Source organism: Rhodococcus sp. GQ147 (genome assembly GCF_059759155.1).
The window spans coordinates 91,235-106,819 of the sequence record NZ_JCAXDU010000015.1 but is presented as its reverse complement, the minus strand read 5'-3'; the positions used below and the strand labels follow the sequence as shown (position 1 = coordinate 106,819).

Annotated in this window: 15 protein-coding genes; 7 read left to right on the top strand and 8 right to left on the bottom strand. The window is 67.5% G+C overall.

What is annotated here, in order from left to right:
* The first annotated feature begins 288 nt into the window (after positions 1-288).
* Together leuA and AC6CID_RS17620 are read left to right on the top strand one after the other, a co-directional pair.
* Complete coding sequence (gene leuA / locus AC6CID_RS17625) at positions 289-2,100, top strand: 2-isopropylmalate synthase (protein WP_120281202.1); 1,812 nt, start codon at positions 289-291, stop codon at positions 2,098-2,100.
* 233 nt (positions 2,101-2,333) lie between these two features.
* On the top strand, positions 2,334-2,708 hold the full coding sequence (locus tag AC6CID_RS17620) for an SHOCT domain-containing protein (protein ID WP_159416891.1): 375 nt from the start codon (positions 2,334-2,336) through the stop codon (positions 2,706-2,708).
* 22 nt (positions 2,709-2,730) lie between these two features.
* Here AC6CID_RS17620 and AC6CID_RS17615 read toward each other — a convergent pair whose 3' ends face one another.
* Positions 2,731-3,627: a LysR family transcriptional regulator gene (locus AC6CID_RS17615; protein WP_498354255.1), complete on the bottom strand. Its 897-nt coding sequence runs from the start codon at positions 3,625-3,627 to the stop codon at positions 2,731-2,733.
* A 72-nt stretch (positions 3,628-3,699) separates the two neighbouring features.
* Here AC6CID_RS17615 and AC6CID_RS17610 point away from each other — a divergent pair, with 72 nt between their 5' ends.
* From AC6CID_RS17610 to AC6CID_RS17600, 3 genes are read left to right on the top strand one after another with little or no spacing between them, the layout of a single operon-like run.
* Complete coding sequence (locus AC6CID_RS17610) at positions 3,700-4,737, top strand: EamA family transporter (RefSeq protein WP_159416893.1); 1,038 nt, start codon at positions 3,700-3,702, stop codon at positions 4,735-4,737.
* Positions 4,632-5,885, top strand: a complete 1,254-nt coding sequence (locus tag AC6CID_RS17605) for a Mur ligase family protein (protein ID WP_230792119.1) — start codon at positions 4,632-4,634, stop codon at positions 5,883-5,885. Before AC6CID_RS17610 ends, AC6CID_RS17605 begins: the two co-directional genes overlap by 106 nt.
* Positions 5,878-6,588, top strand: coding sequence for a type 1 glutamine amidotransferase (locus AC6CID_RS17600; RefSeq protein WP_230792118.1), 711 nt, complete (start codon positions 5,878-5,880; stop codon positions 6,586-6,588). The genes AC6CID_RS17605 and AC6CID_RS17600 overlap by 8 nt, the downstream gene beginning before the upstream one ends.
* A 4-nt stretch (positions 6,589-6,592) precedes the next feature.
* On the opposite strand, the gene AC6CID_RS17595 is transcribed toward AC6CID_RS17600, so the two are convergent.
* The 3 genes from AC6CID_RS17595 to AC6CID_RS17585 form a co-directional block, all read right to left on the bottom strand.
* On the bottom strand, positions 6,593-7,435 hold the full coding sequence (locus tag AC6CID_RS17595; protein ID WP_159416896.1) for an alpha/beta fold hydrolase: 843 nt from the start codon (positions 7,433-7,435) through the stop codon (positions 6,593-6,595).
* Positions 7,436-7,659: 224 nt separating this feature from the next.
* Positions 7,660-8,130: a rhodanese-like domain-containing protein gene (locus tag AC6CID_RS17590; RefSeq protein WP_120281195.1), complete on the bottom strand. Its 471-nt coding sequence runs from the start codon at positions 8,128-8,130 to the stop codon at positions 7,660-7,662.
* Positions 8,127-8,786, bottom strand: a complete 660-nt coding sequence (locus AC6CID_RS17585; RefSeq protein ID WP_060653889.1) for a TetR/AcrR family transcriptional regulator — start codon at positions 8,784-8,786, stop codon at positions 8,127-8,129. The genes AC6CID_RS17590 and AC6CID_RS17585 overlap by 4 nt, the downstream gene beginning before the upstream one ends.
* A 233-nt stretch (positions 8,787-9,019) precedes the next feature.
* On the opposite strand from AC6CID_RS17585, the gene AC6CID_RS17580 reads away from it, so the two are divergent.
* Together AC6CID_RS17580 and AC6CID_RS17575 are read left to right on the top strand one after the other, a co-directional pair.
* Positions 9,020-9,955 carry a metal-dependent hydrolase gene (locus AC6CID_RS17580; protein ID WP_271038771.1) on the top strand — a complete coding sequence of 312 codons (936 nt, stop codon included), beginning with the start codon at positions 9,020-9,022 and terminating at the stop codon, positions 9,953-9,955.
* Complete coding sequence (locus tag AC6CID_RS17575; RefSeq protein ID WP_498354254.1) at positions 9,955-11,103, top strand: DUF7802 domain-containing protein; 1,149 nt, start codon at positions 9,955-9,957, stop codon at positions 11,101-11,103. Before AC6CID_RS17580 ends, AC6CID_RS17575 begins: the two co-directional genes overlap by 1 nt.
* 48 nt (positions 11,104-11,151) lie before the next feature.
* On the opposite strand, the gene AC6CID_RS17570 is transcribed toward AC6CID_RS17575, so the two are convergent.
* The 4 genes from AC6CID_RS17570 to AC6CID_RS17555 all read right to left on the bottom strand — a co-directional run bounded on the left by AC6CID_RS17570 (position 11,152) and on the right by AC6CID_RS17555 (position 15,520).
* Positions 11,152-11,700: an Rv1363c family protein gene (locus AC6CID_RS17570; RefSeq protein ID WP_159416899.1), complete on the bottom strand. Its 549-nt coding sequence runs from the start codon at positions 11,698-11,700 to the stop codon at positions 11,152-11,154.
* Positions 11,701-11,846: 146 nt separating this feature from the next.
* Positions 11,847-13,445 (bottom strand): fatty-acid--CoA ligase FadD5, encoded by a 1,599-nt coding sequence (gene fadD5 / locus AC6CID_RS17565; protein ID WP_159416900.1) that lies wholly within the window; start codon positions 13,443-13,445, stop codon positions 11,847-11,849.
* A gap of 309 nt (positions 13,446-13,754) precedes the next feature.
* Positions 13,755-14,534, bottom strand: a complete 780-nt coding sequence (locus tag AC6CID_RS17560) for an enoyl-CoA hydratase (protein ID WP_159416901.1) — start codon at positions 14,532-14,534, stop codon at positions 13,755-13,757.
* On the bottom strand, positions 14,531-15,520 hold the full coding sequence (locus tag AC6CID_RS17555; RefSeq protein WP_120281189.1) for an NAD(P)H-dependent flavin oxidoreductase: 990 nt from the start codon (positions 15,518-15,520) through the stop codon (positions 14,531-14,533). The genes AC6CID_RS17560 and AC6CID_RS17555 overlap by 4 nt, the downstream gene beginning before the upstream one ends.
* Between the last annotated feature and the right edge of the window lie 65 nt (positions 15,521-15,585).

Sequence of the window (15,585 nt, the reverse complement as noted above, 5' to 3'; positions counted from 1 at the left end):
AGTTACGTTCGGTAACGCTAGGGGCGCAAGTACCGCTCTGTCAGGCGCGTTCGTATCGATCGGGTCACGACATCACCGCTGCCCGGTCACACGGAACGCATGCGTGTGGGAGGTGCCACTTGGTCGAGGTGGGGTATGGCGCGATACACTGCAGGGCATGCAGCGCGTGCTTCTCCTCGGCCGCCGCGGCGGGATCTGACCAGACCGGCTTCCCGTCGCGGGGTTTCGACGCGCCGGTCGATATTCGATCTGGGCCCACAGGTCCCCTTTTCTCTTTGGAGTTACGTCATGTCACCCGCCGACGCTTTCACCTCCGGCTCGCGCACCATCACCCCGCCGAGCAAGCCGGCCCCGGCCGACCAGCCGTCGTGGAACAAGCAGAAGAACTCGTCGATGCCGACCTATCGGTACCGGCCGTTCGCCGAGGAAGTCGAGTCGATCTCGCTGCCCGACCGCACCTGGCCCGACAAGATCATCGATCGCGCCCCGGCGTGGTGCGCCGTGGACCTGCGCGACGGCAACCAGGCGCTGATCGACCCGATGAGCCCCGCCCGTAAGCGGCGCATGTTCGATCTGCTCGTACGCATGGGTTACAAGGAGATCGAGGTCGGTTTCCCGTCCGCGAGCCAGACCGATTTCGATTTCGTCCGCGAGATCATCGAGGACGGCGCGATTCCCGACGATGTCACCATCCAGGTGCTGACGCAGTCCCGCCCCGAGCTGATCAAGCGCACCTTCGAGGCGTGCGCCGGGGCGCAGAACGTGATCGTGCACTTCTACAACTCGACGTCGATCCTGCAGCGTCGCGTGGTGTTCCGCGCCGACAAGGAGACCGTCAAGAAGATCGCGACCGACGCCGCCGAGCTGGTGCTCGAAGAGGCGAAGAACCACCCCGACACCAACTGGCGCTGGGAGTACTCCCCCGAGTCGTACACCGGAACCGAGCTGTCGTACGCCAAGGATGTCTGCGACGCGGTCGTCGAGACCCTGGGCGCGACCCCCGAGAACCCGGTGATCATCAACCTGCCGGCCACGGTCGAGATGGCCACCCCCAACGTCTACGCCGACTCGATCGAGTGGATGCACCGCAATCTGGCGAAGCGCGACTCGATCATCCTGTCGCTGCACCCGCACAACGACCGCGGCACGGGCGTCGCCGCTGCCGAGCTGGGCTACCAGGCCGGTGCCGACCGCATCGAGGGCTGCCTGTTCGGCAACGGTGAGCGCACCGGCAACGTCTGCCTGGTGACCCTGGGCATGAACATGTTCAGCCGTGGTGTCGACCCGCAGATCGACTTCTCGAACATCGACGAGATCCGCCGCACGGTCGAGTACTGCAACCAGCTGCCCGTCCACGAGCGCCATCCTTACGGTGGCGACCTGGTCTACACCGCCTTCTCCGGCAGCCACCAGGACGCGATCAACAAGGGCATCGACGCGATGAAGGTCGACGCGGAGGCCGCCGGTGTCGACGTCGACGACCACACCTGGGCCGTGCCCTACCTGCCGATCGACCCGAAGGACGTCGGCCGCACCTACGAGGCCGTGATCCGCGTGAACTCGCAATCCGGCAAGGGCGGCATCGCGTACATCATGAAGCACGACCACGGCCTGAACCTGCCGCGTCGCCTGCAGATCGAGTTCTCGCAGGCCGTGCAGAAGGTCACCGACGGTGAGGGTGGCGAGGTCAGCCCCAAGGAGATGTGGGACATCTTCCACGAGGAGTACCTGGCCCCGGTCTCGCCGCTCGAGCGTATCCGGCAGAAGGTCACCGCGGCCGAGACCGACGACGGTGAGGACACCATCTCCGCCGTGCTGAAGGTCGACGGCGTGGAGAAGGAGATCTCCGGCAGCGGCAACGGCCCGCTGGCGGCCTTCGTCGACGCCCTCGAGTCGCTGGGTTACCAGGTGGCCGTCCGCGGTTACGCCGAGCACGCCATGTCCGCCGGCGACGACGCCAACGCCGCGGCCTACGTCGAGGCCGACGTCACGCGTCCCGACGGCACGACCGTCCTGGTGTGGGGCGTGGGCATCGCCCCGTCGATCACCACGGCGTCGCTGCGCGCGATGGTCTCCGCGGTGAACCGCTCGCACCGCTGATCCGTCTCCGAACCGGATGCGGTGGGCCCATCAGGGTCCACCGCATTCGTCGTTTTCGGGAATTTTCACCCCGACAATTCATCTCGCAAATACCGTTTCGGGCAATTACCGCACTCTCCGGAAAGATACAGTTCCGAATGTTCGACGAGAACGAACCCGTTCACGGGTGATATCCGTCGAATTCCGCAATTCTCGTCCCGCAGAGTCGTTCTGCTCGAACCCGGAGTGTGCGTATGGAATTCATGGACATCATCTGGTACATCGTCGTCTGCTTCGCATTCATCGCGTACCTGATCATGCTGTGGATGATCATCGGGGATCTGTTCCGCAACCGCGAACAGTCCGGCTGGGTCAAAGCGATCTGGATCGTCTTCCTGTTCGTCTTCCCGTGGCTGACGGGCCTGATCTATCTGATCGTCCACGGCACCGGAATGGCCGAGCGGTCCGCGAAGGAGGCCGCGCAGTACAAGGCCGTGCAGGACGACTACATCCGCTCGGTCGCCGGCAAGTCGCCCGCCGAGCACATCGCCGACGCGAAGAAGCTGCTCGACGAGGGTGTCATCGACCAGACCGAGTTCGACGCACTGAAGGCCAAGGCACTCGCCTGATCCCGCGCGATGACCCGTTCGTTCACATCGACAGCTTCCGTGCCGCCGCGGCCCGGAAGCTGTCGAGCACTGCACCCACGGCGGGCCGGCGCGCCGCCCCCGGGCGGGTGACGAGCTCGTAGATCCGCGCCGCACGCACACCGGCCAGCGGCAGACGCACCAATGCCGGATGCAGAACCGAATACCGCGGCAACAGGGCCACCCCGTGCCCCGCCGCGACAAGTTCCTCGATGACACGGAAGTCGTTGATGCGGTGCACAACCCGCGCTCGGATGCCCGTCACCGCCGCGACGGAGAGCAACACGTCGTCGACGGGGAAGCCACCCCGCACGCTGATCCAGCCCTCCCCCACCAGTTCGTCGACCTGCACGCGGTCCTGCGCCGCGAGCCGGTGCCCGGGAGGGAGGACGACATCGATCGGTTCGCGCATGAGCGTCTCGACGTGGACACGTGGGCCGGACAGCGGCGCCGAACGCTCGTCGCGGTGGGTGAGCACCACGTCGTAGTCGGCGAGCAGGGCGGGTGCGGCCGAGGCCGGGACGTCCTCGTCGCTCACGTCCAACTCGACGCCGATCGCCCCGGCCGCCTCGAGCACGGCCGGCAGCAGGAGCGCCGCTCCGGAGGGGAACGACGCCACGCGCACCCGTCCGCGGGGCGACCGCGCATAGGCGGTCATCTCGTCGGCGGCCCGATCGAGGGCGTCGAGCACCTCGTCGGCGCGCACCACGAGCGCACGACCCGCATCGGTGAACCGCAGACGCCGGCCGTCGGGTTCGAGCAGGGGCACTCCCGCCTCCCGGGCGAGCACCTTGAGCTGCTGTGAGACGGCCGACGGTGTCATCGACAACGCTGCGGCGGTCGCGGCCACGGTTCCGCGGTCGGCGAGTTCGCGCAGTATCAGCAATCGCACGACATCCATGTAGTAAAGCTACACATTTTCTTCAGAAACATTCGCTTGTCCTGATTGTTTCCTGAGCAAAGAATTGACGGCATGTCGTTCCGGGACCGTCTGCTCGCACTCACCGTCGTGGTGCTCTGGGGATGCAACTTCCTCGCGATCAGACTGGGTCTCGACCACTTCCCGCCGTTCTTCTTCGCCGGCCTGCGCTTCGCGATCATCGCCGTCCCGGTCCTGCTGTTCGTCCCGCGACCCGCCGTTCCCCTGCGTTGGCTCCTGCTCTACGGCGCCGGGTTCGGCTTCGCCCAGTTCGCCTTCCTGTTCTGGGCGATGGAGGCCGGTCTACCCACGGGCCTCGCGTCCCTTGTACTGCAGTCGTCCGCGCCCTTCACCGTCCTGCTCGCCGCACTGTTCCTGCGCGAACGGCTCGACGGAATCCGCCTCGCCGGTCTCGTCGTCGCCGTGTCCGGCATGGTGATCGTCGCCGTGGGGCAAGGCGCCGCGGACGCGAGCCTGCTCCCCATGACCCTCGCGTTGCTGGCCGGTCTGTCGTGGGCGGTCGGCAACATCGCGACCCGCAAGGCGGGCGCCTCCGACCCCATGCGCCTGATGCTGTGGATGTGCGTCGTGCCCGTGCTCCCCTTCTTCGGGATCTCCTGGTTCGTCGAGGGCCCGCAGGCCTGGTCCACCCTCGGCAGCGCCGTCACCACCGTGGACGGAGGCCTGGCGCTGGCCGGACTCACCTACGTCGTCCTGGCGGGCACGATCGCCGGCACCGGCATCTACGCCTCGCTGCTGTCGCGCTATCCCGCCGGGACCGTCGCTCCGCTCTCCCTCATGGTGCCGGTCGTCGGGTTCACCGTCGCGTGGATCACGCTCGGCGAGCGCCCGGCACCGTCCTCCCTGATCGGCGGTGTGATCGTCATCGTCGGAGCCCTCGCCGCCCAGGGCGGACACCGCAGTGTGACGAGCAGGACGCTCCTCCGGCGACACAACGCTCCCACGCCTGTGGAACACTCGCCGACGTGGGAACCAGCACAGGAATCACCGCACGTGGACGGCTCGCACTGCGCGCAGCCCGAGCCGCCGCGTGGGCGTCCCAGAAGGCCGGACGCGGTAAGGGCTCGATGATCGGAGGGCTCGTCGCCCTGAAGATCGACCCGGCACTGATGAAGCAGCTCGGCCACGGCCGGCAGACCGTGCTCGTCACCGGGACGAACGGCAAGTCCACGACGACCCGCATGACCGCAGCCGCGCTCGAGACGATCGATGCGGTCGTCACCCAGGCCGACGGCGCGAACATGGACGCCGGGATCGTCGCCGCGCTCGCCACCGACCTCCGGGCGCCGCTCGCCGCGATCGAGGTCGACGAACTCCATACCCCGCATGTCGCCGACGCCCTCGCGCCCCGCGCGATCGTGCTGCTCAACCTCACCCGCGACCAGCTCGACCGGGTCGGCGAGATCAACATGATCGAGCGGAAGCTGCGCGAGGGCCTGAAGCGGCATCCCGACGCGGTGATCGTCGCGAACTGCGACGACGTGCTCGTCACGTCCGCCGCCTACGACAACCCGAACGTCGTGTGGGTCGCCGCCGGCGCCGGCTGGGCCAACGACTCGGTGAGCTGCCCGCGCACGGGCGAGCCCATCGTCCGCGAGGGCGACCACTGGTACAGCACGGGCTCCGACTTCGCGCGGCCGACACCGGACTGGTGGGTCGACGACGAGAACCTGTACGGGCCGGACGGCCTCGTCCTCCCGCTGAAGCTGACCCTGCCCGGTCGCGCCAACCGGGGCAACGCCGCCCAGGCGGTCGCGGCCGCCGTCGCCCTCGGCGCCGATCCGGCGAAGGCCGTCGCGGCCGCCTCGGTCGTCGAAGAGGTCGCCGGTCGCTACAAGACCGTGCAGGTCGGGCCGCACTCGGTGCACATGTTGCTCGCGAAGAACCCCGCCGGCTGGCAGGAGGCCCTGTCGATGATCGACCCGACCGTCGACGGCCTGGTGATCGCCGTCAACGGTCAGGTGCCCGACGGCGAGGACCTGTCGTGGCTGTGGGACGTGCGCTTCGAACACTTCGAAGGCGTGCAGGTGGTGGCAGCGGGCGAACGCGGCACCGATCTCGCCGTCCGCCTGACCTACGCGGGTGTCGAGCACACACTGGTGCCGGATCCGCTGAAGGCCATCGCCTCGTGCCCTCCCGGTCGTGTGGAGGTGCTCGCCAACTACACCGCGTTCCGCGATCTCAACACTGCCATCGCCAGGAGAGCTGCCCATGTCTGAGTCGACCGTCCGCATCGGACTCGTCCTGCCCGACGTGATGGGCACCTACGGCGACGGCGGCAATGCCCTGGTGCTGCGCCAGCGCCTGCGGATGCGCGGTCACGACGCCGAGATCGTCGAGATCGGACTGAACGATCCCGTCCCCGAGTCCCTCGACCTCTACACCCTCGGTGGTGCCGAGGACGCCGCGCAGCGACTGGCCACGCGGCACCTGCAGCGTTATCCGGGACTCCAGCGCGCCGCCGAACGCGGAGCGCCCGTGCTGGCCATCTGCGCCGCGATCCAGGTGCTCGGCCACTGGTACGAGACGTCCTCGGGCGAACGCGTCGACGGTGTCGGCATCCTCGACGCGACCACCTCGCCGCAGCAGACCCGCGCGATCGGCGAGATCGTCATCCGCCCCACGCTGTCCGGCGTCACCCAGCCACTGACCGGCTTCGAGAACCACCGCGGCGGAACGACTCTCGGAGCCGACGCCACCGGGCTCGGCCGCGTCGACCGCGGTGTCGGCAACGGTGTGGGCGACGGACTCGAAGGTGCCGTACAGGGTTCGGTGATCGGCACCTATCTGCACGGTCCCGTGCTCGCCCGCAATCCCGAGCTCGCCGATCATCTCCTGATGCGCGCTCTGGGAGTCGACTCGCTGCCGCCGCTGGATCTGCCCGAGGTCGATCTGCTGCGGCAGGAACGGTTGCGCGCCTGAGTGATCAACCGTGCGCGGCGATGTGTTCGAGGACCAGCCGCGCGAGCTTCTCCGGCTCCTCGTCGGGAATCCAGTGGCTCGTACCGACGAGCGTTTCCCGTCGGTACGGCCCACTGACGTAGCGGGCGGTCGCGTCGACCCCGGCGGATCCGATCGCAGTGTCCTTGTCGCTCCACACCATGAGTGCGGGCACGGTGATCTTCCCGAAGGACGACTTCGGATTCGACAGGGGCACCGCCCGATACCAGTTGATGCCGGCCCGCACCGCGGCGCGGTCCTTCAACCGCGCGACATCGCGGTCGGTGGCGGCGGACGGCTGGCCGGTGCCGTGCAGCAACTGCCGCGCGACCTTCTCCCTGCTCAGCAGGGTCTCCGGGATCCAGGGCAGCTGGAAGACGAGCATGTACCACGAGCGCAGCAGCTGACCGCTGGTGACGAACGAGCGCATGAACGCCGCCGGATGCGGAACGGACACCGCCGTCATGGTGCGGACGAGATCGGGACGCTGCTCCGCGAGCGCCCACGCGACGGCGGACCCCCAGTCGTGGCCGACGACGTGCGCGCGACCACCGGGCACCGATTCGATGAGCGCCGCGACGTCGTCGACGAGCAGGTCGAGGCTGTAGTCACGGCGGCGGGGTGGTCGGGCACCGGGCGAGTAGCCGCGCTGATCCGGGGCGAAGGTGCGATACCCCGCGGCGTGCAGGTGAGGTGCGACCGCCTCCCAGGATCGGGAGTCCTGCGGGAATCCGTGCAGAAGAACGATGGGTTCGCCGTCGATCGGCCCGTCGTCGCGGATGTCGAACCGGAGTCCGTCCCTCTCGACGGTCGTGATGCGCTCCCCCACCCCGTCCCCTTCTGTAGTCGCGGTGATCGGTACCGACCCGGGATTCGACCGCGAATCCTCCCCTGAACAGGGGTTCGGCCCGGTGATTCGCTTTACGCGTTCTCCGGGCCGGATCTCTGCTTCACGAGCTTCTCTCTGTCGTCCGCGGACGTCTTATAAGCTCGATTCGCACCTTCGATGTTAGATACGTCACAGTGCGAACGCAAGCCTTTTCCGCGACCCGGTCAGACCGAGGCGAGGGGGAAGCCCAGAGTCGCCCAGTCGTGCAGCCCTCCGCGGTAGTAGGCGAGCGCGGACGCGGGATATCCGGCATCGATCAGCTTCCGGATCGCATCGGGCGACTGAGGGCACTGGGGACCGTTGCAGAAGACGATCGTCGTCCGGGCGGTGTCGAGCTCGCCCTTCCTCTCGACGATGTCGTCGTGCGGGATGTTCACGGCGCCGGGGAGGCTCACTCCGCTCCGGGAATCGGGCACCCGCGTGTCGACGAGCGCAGCGCCCCGGTCGAGCAGTTCGATCACCTCGAGTTCACCGACGGTCGCCACGCCCGCCGCCACCTGCAGTGGCTGCACCTCACCCCAGGTCGTCTCCACCACCATGCGGTCGGCTTCACCCTCCAGCGGGCGGGGAATGTTCTGCGGGTCGCCGTCGCGTGTGCGATCGGCACGCCTGATCTGCTGCTCGTCGCTCGTCACGAACCGGACTCTACGGGAGAACGGTCGCCCTCCGCGGGGTTGTCGGGATCCCACCCGCGCTGGGCGAGGATCGCCGTCCCCATCCATCGCCGCAGGTAGCGGCGCAGATCGTCGTCGGAGCGTGGCGGCGTTCCCGGTGAGACGAAGAACGACTGCATCGTGCGCAGCACGTATTCGACCAATTCCGCGAGGGAGTCGTCGTCGTAGCCGTGTTTCTCCCAGTCGACGTCGAACCGCTTGATCATCGCCATGCCGAACATCCACGCCTCTTCCGACGCGATCTCCTCGGGATGCGGGTTCGAGTAGGTGCTCGACAGCAGGATGCCGAGGTGCGGGGTGCGACGCACCTCCGCGAGCGTGTAGACCACGCCTTCGGTCATGGCCTCGACCGGATCGTCGAGGCCCGCGACCTGCCGGGTCAGTCGTTCCAGGAACCCTTCGACCGATGCGATGGCGGCCGCGCGCATGAGGGCGTCGGCGCTCGGGAAGTAGCGGTAGACCGTCTGGCGGATCACGCCGAGGGACTGGGCCACGTCGGCGATGCTGATCTCCGCGCCGGTCCGGTCGATCAGGTCGACGGCAGCGGCAACGATCCGCTGCGACGCTTCTTCGTCGTCGGCGGGAGGACTCCCGCCCCACCCACGTCTACGTGCCACTTCGCGCTTCCTCGAACCGTCGCCTGGAGAGGGCCCGACGGTAACACGGCCGACCTCGGTGGATGTGGTCCGAAACGGACTCCCGTGAGCGGATGGGACACCTATCATACACATGACGCATTTCGTGTATGGTCACTCCGATCGGGGCCTCCCGGCTCTTCCGAGGTCCTCCCCAACCGTGTCCCAACCAGGTCCACAACCAGCCCGGTGTCGACGAGACGAGGTACCGCCCCATGACGAACCTGCAGGTCCGCAAGATGCGCTTCGCATTCGCGGATTACGACGTGCCGTTCCTGTGGAACGAGGAGAATCCGGCCTTCTCGAGCATGGCCAACGCCGTCTCGTTCCTCGCGATCGGTTTCGAGAAGATGATCGTGAACATGATCCGTGAGATCACCCCGCGCATCACCGATCCCGAGGTCCTCGAAGAGGCCAACGCCTTCATGTACCAGGAGGGGCAGCACTCCACCGCCCACCGGCAACACGTGAAGGGTCTGATCAAGAGCTATCCGGGACTGCAGGAGACGCTCGACGACGTCATCGGCGCCTTCGACAAGCTCACCGCCGAGACCTCCGCCGAGTACCGCCTCGCGTACACCGCCGACCTCGAGGCGACCTTCACCCCCGTCTTCAAGCTCATGCTCGACAACGACTCGGCTCTCTTCCGCCCCGGCGACGACCGGGTCGCGTCGTTGTTCATCTGGCATTTCGTCGAGGAGGTCGAACACCGCAGTTCGGCGCTCATCATCTTCGACGCGGTGGTCGGCAGCGATCTGTACCGCATGCGTCAGGCCCCCTCGGTGTTCAAGCACGTGCTCGACGTCATCGCCATCGCATGCGAGGGATTCAACAAGCATGTGCCGCTGGAGGAACGGAAGATCGACGCGATGTCGATGTTCGCGTCGTACCGCCGTAAGCAGAACCTGCGGCGCCGGTTGCCGTTCCTGCAGTACCAGGACCACGGCCCGATGCCGCGCGCCTTCGACGTCCTGCCGCTCGGCGAACAGCTCGTCGCGCTGGTGGGCATCGTCCGCAGCCAGATGCCCAAGCACAATCCCGACCACGAGAAGCTGCCGGCGCTCGCCGACGTGTGGTTCCGTCGATTCGACGAAGGCTACGACGTCTCGCACTGGTACACGGCGGAAACCGTGGGCGGGAGGAACAACTGATGTCCGACCTGTGTTCGCCCACCTTCGAGGACCTCTCGACCCGTCTCGGATTCTCGTGCGACGAAGCCGGTGGGATCTTCGAACTGCGCAGTCCGTTCGCGCTGGAGAACTGGACGCTGCCCGTCCTCGAAGCGACCATCGTGCTCGGGGCGGTGCTGATGCTCGTGTACGCGATCGTCCGGCTGCGGCGCACCGGTGACGCCACGAACCTCGTCGTCTGGCTCGGTACGCTCGCGTTCCTGTTCATCATCGAACCGCTGCTGTACTTCCCCGACGCCTTCGGCGTGGAGGACTACCTCGACACGATGTTCGCGCACAACGTGTTCACCGTCGAGTTCATGTGGGGACGCCTGCCGCTGTACATCATCGCCATCTACCCGATGATGGCGACGATCGCGTTCGAAATCGTCCGGATGCTCGGGGTGTTCCGGCAGTACGGCACCGTCGTCGGCGCCGTGTGCGTGGGCTTCGTCCACCACGCCTTCTACGAGATCTTCGATCACCTCGGACCACAGTTGCGGTGGTGGGAGTGGTCGCTCGACAATCCGATCAACCAGCCCTTCTTCGACTCCGTTCCGCTTCCGAGCGTCGTGGTCTTCGCTGCTCTGTGGCCGATGTCGCTGGCATTCTGCGCGCAGTTCTTCGTCGGCCGGCACATCGACGCCGGTCGCACCTTCGGCGGACTCGAACTGACCTGGCGCACGATCACCGTCGGGCTTCTCGCGTCCGTCGGTGTGGTGATCCTCCCGGCGCCGGCGACCGTGATCGGCATGGGCAGCACGACGGTGCGGGCGACGATCTACGCGGCCGAACTCGTGATCCTGTCGATCGTGGCGATCTACGTGCTCTCGCGCCAGTGGTCCCGGCTGCGGAACACACCCACCGATCGGCTCTATTCGAACGACCTCGTCCGCTGGTACGCCATCGCCTATCTCGCCGTGATGGCCGTGCTGTGGATCAGCGCTCTGCCCGACTGGTTCTCCGCCGTCGACGGGGTCACCGAGGCAGGCGACCCGATCGGCAGCCTGTGGTATACCGTGGCGTGCTTCGTCGTCGCGATCGCCTCTGTCGCTGCGACCTTCACCGTCCCGCGCGAGGCCGATGCGAGTCCGGATGACACGGCATCGAAGACGCTCACCGAGGCCTGACCGCTCCCGGCACGCTCGATGTTCCGCTACGACGGAGCCGGGCCCGCGCTACCGCGCGTCGGCCCCGTCGAGCAACCACCGGTCGTCGACCCGCTTCAACGTGATGACGAAGCGGGTCGCGTCGGTGCGTCCCTCCGGTACGACGACGTTCTTCACGTCCTGATCGAGGAAGACCAGCACCGTCGCGACATCGCCGTCGAAGCTCTCGAGACCGGCATGCTCGGCACGCGCCGCCGACGTGCCCTCCCCGTTCGCGACGAGTTCTCGCAGGTCTCCGGCGACCTCCTCGTACCGGGAGGCGAATTCCTCGGTGGCGTTGGACGTCACGGCGGTGAGGTTGTCGTCGAACGAGCGGTAGTCGTAGGTGCCGAGGGCCACTGCGTACTCGCGGGCCTGCGCGATCGCGTCGTCGCACAGCGCGGCGTCCTGTTCGGCCTGCCACCAACGGAATCCGAAGAAACCGGCGGCCGCGAGCAGCACCACGACGACCGCGGCGGTGACCCACCGGCCCGCGCCGGATCGGGTGATCGCAACAGCATCGCGCGACTCCGCTGCGGATTCGGTGTCGTTCCCGGTGGGGGCATCGGTCGGTGTCATCCGCCCAGTCCTTCCAACAACTTCTTCCAGTAGTTCAACGGTTCTCCCGACGCGGCCTCACCGATCCGCCGCCGAACGACGACGAACGGGGACACGGACCGTAGTGGTCCGGTCCCCGTTCGTTCGTACGAGGAGTGCGCCGGGGATCAGCCCTGGGTAACGGCGGGGAGACCGCCGCGGAGCTCACCCTTGACGACCTTGCCGCTCGCGTTGCGCGGCAGGGCGTCGACGATCACGACCTCCTTGGGGTGCTTGTACCGCGCGAGGTGCTCGTTCAGGTACGGCTGGAGCTCGTCGAGGGTGAGGTCGTCGTTGCCGGGCTTCAGCGCGACGACGGCGACGGGCACCTCGCCCCACTTCGCGTCGGGGCGACCGATGACCGCGGCCTCGAGCACCTTGGGATGCCCGAACAGGACGTTCTCGACCTCGGCGCAGTAGATGTTCTCGCCGCCCGAGATGATCATGTCCTTCTTGCGGTCGACGACGTAGACGAAGCCCTCTTCGTCCACGCGCACGAGGTCGCCGGAGTGGAACCATCCGCCGTAGAACGCTTCGCTGGTGGCGGTGGGGTTGTTCCAGTACTCGCGCATCATGGTGGGACCGCGGTAGACGATCTCGCCGACCTCGCCAGGGGCGACGTCGTTCATCTCGTCGTCGACCACACGCGCCTGGATGGTGGGGATGACCCGGCCCACGGAGCCGAGCTTGCGGATGGCGTCGTCGCCGTCGAGCACACAGGTGATGGGCGACATCTCGGTCTGGCCGAAGACCGCCACGTTGAAGGCGTCGGGGAAGGTCTCCGCCATGGCCCGCAGGATCGTGTCGGAGCTCGGTGCCGCACCCCAGGAGATGTTGCGCAGCTTCAGCTTCCGCGGCTTGGCCTGCTGCGCGGCACACATCGCCTGCCACTGCACCGGCACGAGGAACAGGCTGGTGACGTTCTCGGCCTCGAGCACGTCGAGCAGTTCCTCCGGGTCGAAAGCGCCGACCGGGTGGATGACGGTGGGCGTGCCGAGCATCAGGCTCGGCGCGATCGAGCCGAGGGCCGCGATGTGGAACATCGGCGACGCGCAGAAACCGATGCCCGATTCGTCGAACAGGCGGAAGGCCCGGATGCAGGTGAGCGACTGCGCTTCGAGATTGGAGTGGGTGAGCACGGCGCCCTTGGGCCGGCCCGTCGTGCCCGAGGTGTACATGATGAGCGCGGGCGTGTCGTTCGGGATCTCCACCGGCGGGTGGGGTTCGCCCTCTTCGGCGACGAGTGCCTCGTAGGAGAGCGAGTCGCCTTCCGGCTCGACTCCGACCGTGATGGACAGTTCGATGCCCTCCGCCTGGCCACGCGCGGCGGCGGCGAGCGGGACGAGCGGCCCCTCCGCGACGATCGCCTTCGCGCCGGAATCACCCACGAGGAAGGCGACCTCGGGTGCGGTGAGGCGGAAGTTCACCGGCACGGCGATGGCACCGAGGGCGTTGGCCGCGAGCACGATCTCGACGTACTCCGGACGGTTGAGCATGAGGATGATGACGCGGTCGCCGAAGCCGATGCCGCGACGCGAGAGTGCATCGGCGAGCTTCTCGACACGCGTATTCAACTGCGACCAGGTGATGGTCTCGCCGCGGAATCGGAAGGCCGTGCGATCGGGAATCATCAGGGCGTGGCGCGCCACCTGATTGTTCCAGTTGTTGCTGCGGAAGCGGGTGGCGTCGGAGCCGACCGCTTCGGAAACGACAGAGGGGGGAACCATCGATGATCCTCTCGTGACGGGGCGGGAGTGCGGGCACGGCCTGTGCCGAGCCGTCGATGTGTGAGGCACATTACAGGCCCGGAACGGATTGGGCCAGAGCTTTTGTTAACGGAGATTCCGCGAATACGGACCGACTCGCTCCAGGCGTCGACGCCGAGCGAGAACGGGTGAACGAGGCAGAAAATACTGGTCGAGCGTTGGGTTCACCGGACGGGAGCGGGTGTTCCGACGGCACGTCGGTCCCTGCTCCCGTCCGGGAAGTTCCTTGTCGATCCCCCCGAGAACCATGCCCCGGGAAGGATCGTCCGGTCAGGCGAAGCGGGCGGGACGCTTCTCCAGCATCGCCATGGCACCCTCCGCGAAGTCGGCGGAGCCGAGGAGTTCGACCTGACCGTCCTTCTCCCGCGCGAGCGCCGCGTCGAGTTCGCCGAGCGTCGAGGCGTTGAGGGCCCGCTTCGTCAGTTCCAGGGCACGTCGCGGGCCGGATGCGGTCCGCGAGGCGACGGCGTCGACGTGTGCGGCGAGTTCGGCGTCGGGCAGGGTGCGGGCCACCAACCCGAACCGGTCGGCGTCCTGCGCGGACACCCGCTCACCGAGCAGTGCCATCTCGGCGGCCCGGGCCCGCCCGATCGCGGCCGGAACCAGCAGGCTCGCGCCGCCGTCGGGCATCAGTCCGATGTTGACGAAGGCGAGCAGGAAGTACGCGCTCTCGGCCGCGTAGGTGAGATCGGCCGCGAGGGCGATCGAGACGCCGACGCCCGCGGCGGGACCGTTGACCGCCGCGATGACGGGCACGGGGACGGATGCGATCGTCCGGACCAGTTCGTTGGCGGTGTCCATGACGACACCGGGGTCCTGTGGATCCGCTGCTCCCGCAGCCAGATCCGCACCCGTGCAGAACGCCGATCCCTCACCGGTGACGACGATCGTACGGACGCGTTCGTCGTCGCCGGCCGCCTTCACGGCCTCGCTCAGCGTCTTCATCGTGGTCAGGTCGATCGCGTTCATCCGGCGCGGACGCGTGATGGTCAGTCGCAGGATGCCGTCGGCGAGTTCGGACCGCAGGCCCTCGGTGGTGGTCGAGGTCATGCGCGCACCGCCCGGTCGGCACCGGCGATGTCGTTCAGGCGGCCCGTGATGATGGCCTCCGCTTCGGTGACCATGCGGTCGACCAGTTCACCGACGGTGGGGATGTCGTGGATGAGCCCCTGGCTCTGTCCGGCCGTCCAGATGCCGGCGTCGAGGTCTCCGTCCTCGAAGACCTTGCGGCCGCGCGCTCCGGCGACCAGGTGGGCGATGTCGCCGAATTCGGCTCCGCGCGATTCGATCTCGACGACCTCTTCGCTCACCGCGTTGGTGGCGACACGAGCGGTGTTGCGCAGCGTGCGGAAGATGAGCTTCGTGTCGAGTTCGGTGTTGCGGACGATCTGCTCCTTGACCTCGTGGGCCACGGGCGATTCGACCGTGCACATGAAGCGGGTGCCCATGTTGACGCCGTCGGCGCCGAGCGCGAGTGCCGCCACGAGCCCACGGGAATCGGCGATGCCACCCGAGGCGATGACGGGGATGCCGAGCTTGCTCGTCGCGGCGGGGATGAGGATCAGGCCCGGGACGTCGTCTTCACCCGGGTGCCCGGCGCACTCGAAGCCGTCGATGCTCACAGCGTCCACGCCGATGCGCTCGGCCTTGACCGCGTGCCGCACGCTCGTGCACTTGTGGATCACCTTGATGCCGGCGTCCTTGAAGTGCGGCAGGTGGTCGGCCGGGTTGAAGCCGGCGGTCTCGACGATCTTCACGCCCGAGTCGATGATCGCCTGGCGGTACTCGGCGTACGGCGGCGGATTGATCGACGGCAGGATCGTGAGGTTGACGCCGAACGGCTTGTCGGTGAGTTCGCGCGTCCGTTCGATCTCGCGGACGAGATCCTCCGGGGTGGGCTGGGTCAATGCGGTGATGAAGCCGAGCGCCCCCGCCTCCGCCACGGCGGCCACGAGTTCGGCGCGGCCGACCCACATCATGCCGCCCTGGACGATGGGATGCTCCACCCCGAAAATCTCGGTGAATCGGGTTCTCACGAGTCCTCCTCGGTCCTTCGAAAAGTGCCGCTGTCGTGACGGTTCCGTATGCGCCCAGCGGTGAC

Coding starts and splice junctions, on each gene's coding strand:
- leuA (WP_120281202.1), top strand. CDS start 289: ATGTCACCCGCCGACGCTTTCACCTCCGGCTCGCGCACCATCACCCCG.
- AC6CID_RS17620 (WP_159416891.1), top strand. CDS start 2,334: ATGGAATTCATGGACATCATCTGGTACATCGTCGTCTGCTTCGCATTC.
- AC6CID_RS17615 (WP_498354255.1), bottom strand. CDS start 3,627: ATGGATGTCGTGCGATTGCTGATACTGCGCGAACTCGCCGACCGCGGA.
- AC6CID_RS17610 (WP_159416893.1), top strand. CDS start 3,700: ATGTCGTTCCGGGACCGTCTGCTCGCACTCACCGTCGTGGTGCTCTGG.
- AC6CID_RS17600 (WP_230792118.1), top strand. CDS start 5,878: ATGTCTGAGTCGACCGTCCGCATCGGACTCGTCCTGCCCGACGTGATG.
- AC6CID_RS17580 (WP_271038771.1), top strand. CDS start 9,020: ATGACGAACCTGCAGGTCCGCAAGATGCGCTTCGCATTCGCGGATTAC.
- AC6CID_RS17575 (WP_498354254.1), top strand. CDS start 9,955: ATGTCCGACCTGTGTTCGCCCACCTTCGAGGACCTCTCGACCCGTCTC.
- AC6CID_RS17570 (WP_159416899.1), bottom strand. CDS start 11,700: ATGACACCGACCGATGCCCCCACCGGGAACGACACCGAATCCGCAGCG.
- fadD5 (WP_159416900.1), bottom strand. CDS start 13,445: ATGGTTCCCCCCTCTGTCGTTTCCGAAGCGGTCGGCTCCGACGCCACC.
- AC6CID_RS17560 (WP_159416901.1), bottom strand. CDS start 14,534: ATGACCTCGACCACCACCGAGGGCCTGCGGTCCGAACTCGCCGACGGC.